This is a genomic window from Heyndrickxia acidiproducens DSM 23148 (assembly GCF_000374345.1).
Classification (GTDB): domain Bacteria; phylum Bacillota; class Bacilli; order Bacillales; family Bacillaceae_C; genus Weizmannia; species Weizmannia acidiproducens.
Window position 1 is genome coordinate 1 of record NZ_KB894064.1, and the last position, 3,480, is coordinate 3,480.

Consider the following 3,480-nt stretch of genomic DNA (forward strand, 5'->3'; position numbering starts at 1 on the left):
GATATCGATGCATTTGCCACGGCAATGCGCGACTTATCGATCACTGATGTCAAAACCAAAAACAGGATCGGCGCCAAGGAAACAGTTGTCATCCCGGGCGGCTACGGTTCGAATACCATGGAAGTCCCGAAAGCAGAAGTCAGCCTGGAAGACCTTTTCAGCGGCAGTAATGCTTACGCGAAACAGATGAAAGAGGAATACGACAACTGGAAACTGCAAAACCCTGACGAGAAAATTTCCGAAAAAGATTATGAACAGGCTGTCCTGCATTCGCGTGCTTTTCAGTATGACTCGATCCGTGACGGGCAGGAGAAAAAAGAATTCTGGGGCCAAATTGCAGCCCTAACTGTGATCGTCGGCGCCTCCATCATCTGCCCGCCTGCCGGTATTGCTTTGGGTGCCGCTTATGGTACATTAGAGTTAAGCTCGGCAGTCTCCGGAAAGGACTGGATCTCCGGCCGCGAACTTGGCACCGGGGAAAGAGTCTTCCGCGGGGTCCTAGCACCGCTTGATATCGTGCCTGGTGTGAGCGGATTGTCGAAATTCAGCAGCACCGTCCGGCTTGCGCATATGGGCGATATGGCGAAGCTTGGTCTAAAGACCGGCCTAAAAGCCGGCATCCAGCGTGAATCCCGGCATGTGGCCAACATGGTCATTGATGCGGGAAAAGATTCGGCAGCCCGGATCCGGAGTGCGAAAGCGTGGGCGAAGGAAGTACCGGGAAAAGTGAAACAAAAAGTGGCAGATGATATAATAGATACAGCAAGATTAATGGATTCCACTCACACTTTCGCCAAAAATATCCTTCCCCCGCGCCAAATGGGCCTGTTAACCGAAGGAGTGGGGAGAATACGGGCCCCTGCAGAGAATACGCATACGGTTGAGAATGGAGTAAGGGCTCTGTTTAGTAAAACGGATGAGGTTAGTATTGGGAGTGGGCCAGTTACTAATGGTACGGGTAATGTAAAGCATTTAGATAATGTATCAAGAATAAAAGAAATTGAAGTGAAATTTAATAGAAATGTAAAACATGACTCCGGAGAGTTTGCAAGACAATTAAAAGACCAAGAAAAGGGTATGAATGAACTTACGGTTGATGAGTATTTAAAAAATCGTGAGAAGTATATTGAACAAGGGCGTGCAATTGAAGGTAACGCTGCACAGCAAGCGACTCGGGAAAAAGCTTTAAATAAAAAAATAGAAGAATTATTTGAAAGTGGTATGTCTTGGGAAGAAGCTGAGATAAAAGCAAATAGTTGGTTGAAAACGCAAGCAGCACTTCACAATCCAGACCAAATAGCTGGAGGTAATCCGCTAAATATTGGTGGTATGGGAGATAAAAGAATAAACTCATCAATTGGATCACAATGGAAATACAGAATTGATATTGTGGATGAACAAATAGGCGAGCTAGCTAAATTAATGACACCTGAGCAGCGAAAAAATACCTATTTAAATGTTAAGCTTGCACATTAGAGGAGGTTTGTAATTTGAGTTTATTCAAAGATTTTAAGAAAGTAAGTGAAGTAGAGGAGTATACAATTAATAAATATAAAGATATGCTCCCGGAAGATTTGATTGAAGCATGGAGAACATATGGGTATGGTACATTTATGAATGGGTATTTAAAAATAATTAACCCGGATGAATTTAGCTCTTTAGTAAATGACTCTTATTTAAGAAGCGAAGGAACAATACCTATTTTCAGTACATCCATGGGTGATGTTATACTTTTTGAAAAGGATGAAAACCAAGAGTCCTATCTTGTAATGATTAACTACCGAAAAGGAAAAACAAAAGTGGTAGCTTCAAAATATTCCTTGTTTCTTAGATTTTTAGAGGAAGAAGCGTTTAGACAGAAGGCATTAGATTGGCTTCCTTATCCAGAAGCAGTAGAAAAATATAATGAACCAGAGTATGATGACTGCTTTGGATATACACCTTTACTAGGTTTAGGTGGAGTAGAAAAAGTTGAGAACCTAAAGAAAGTAAAATTGAAGGAACATATTCTTATTATTACTGAATTTATGGGACCAGTTCAGTAATGTTCAAGACTATATTTAAATATAAGCACTTGATTGTCTTATTAGGCAACAGGTGTTTTTGTTTTTTTGTCAGAAATTTTAGCTTTGAATGGCATTAAATGATGAACCATATGGCTTTTTTATAATGCAACATGCAACATCCGGATTACTTAGTAACTTTTAGAGCCTCTGCCAAAATAAAAATATACCCTTGAGCGAGGCTCTGGAAAATTAATTATCCCGATTTTTTTGCCTTTTCATCCTGATTTTTAATTCAATAGAAGTAAAACGGTCATTTTCCTTCAAAAAAGGGCATACGTATCCTGCCTTCACAAAATGGAAGTTTTTTTCACTACCCTTTGTGGAAAGAAAACGTTCATTTGACTTATTCACATATCCACCTGTGAATAACTTAATTTGTTCTTTGCAGTCGATTGCGTGTCCATCCACAATTGGCCTTTCCTGTCTGATGGTACGCCATATTTGCCATGATATGCATAGATATCATGCATCGATCTACATGAGCTTCAACTGCCTGTTTTCCACGCTTGTGAACACGACGGAGACTGTATCCGTCTTTTAGAATGCCAAAGATTCGTTCGATGATCGTTCTGGCACTATATAACACTTCAAATGTGCGCCCATGTTGAGGCAACTCGACATCTACTTGAGGCGTTTGATCAAAGTCCATCCTAAATACTCTTCCTTGTGCTGCCCCATTGCAACATTCCACGTGATTCGCTAGCGGGCAGGTGAGTCCTTCTTGCTTGGCATTTGGATGAAATACAGGACAAGTGTAAATATATTGCCCCTTTTCCCGATCAGATCCTCTAAGTTCCATTTTATGTCCACTGATACAGATGGGAGTGCCGTACCGGTTGATTTTTTCAATCCCCCGGGCGGTAGTTGGTTTATCCTTACGGTTTCGTGGATTGATCGGTGCCACCAATTTCGCCTGTAATACATCCTTTGTCACTTTTTGATTTTCCGGCGTTTGGTAGATTCCATCTGCCAAGATAAAGCTCAACTGCTCAGCCATCTCGGGGTGCTCCGCCTTAAACGTTTCCAATGTCGGTTCTAATGTTTTCCCATCGGGTGTATTTCCTTTAAATACTTCCCGCGTCAAAGGCAAACCGGATCTCACCCCGCATACCATTGATAATTTATGCGCAATATAGGAGACTGCATTACTTTTACGCATTACCCCTACATTGTCGTCCGTAAGGACTCTGGGGCAATCGCAATTACCCTCACAAGAACACGTCTTCCTTGTTTTATTCAAGGTTGCTTCTGCCTCTATATGTGATGTATCCACGGCGGCTGCTTCCTCATTCGTTTCAACCACGCCTTCCCCTTTATTATACCTGAATCCGTGACGAAATTTTCATTCAATCTCGAAAAACCCGCATGAAATCTAGTATAATATGGACAGAGTTCCATTTTAACCAATTCCACA

General features: G+C 41.7%; 3 protein-coding genes. 2 read left to right on the forward strand and 1 reads right to left on the reverse strand.

Going from position 1 to position 3,480, the window contains the following annotated elements; genetic code table 11:
• Both C232_RS20340 and C232_RS0118065 read left to right on the forward strand, forming a co-directional pair.
• The coding region (locus tag C232_RS20340; protein WP_018665509.1) for a polymorphic toxin type 15 domain-containing protein at positions 1–1,476 on the forward strand (1,476 nt) is incomplete at its 5' end.
• 14 nt (positions 1,477–1,490) lie between these two features.
• The gene (locus C232_RS0118065; protein WP_018665510.1) at positions 1,491–2,045 is read left to right on the forward strand and encodes a T6SS immunity protein Tdi1 domain-containing protein; all 555 of its coding nucleotides are present in this window, start codon (positions 1,491–1,493) and stop codon (positions 2,043–2,045) included.
• 391 nt (positions 2,046–2,436) lie between these two features.
• Here the strand turns inward: C232_RS0118065 and C232_RS19025 are convergent, their stop codons facing one another.
• Positions 2,437–3,369, reverse strand: coding sequence for a transposase (locus C232_RS19025; protein WP_018665512.1), 933 nt, complete (start codon positions 3,367–3,369; stop codon positions 2,437–2,439).
• Positions 3,370–3,480: the final 111 nt, after the last annotated feature.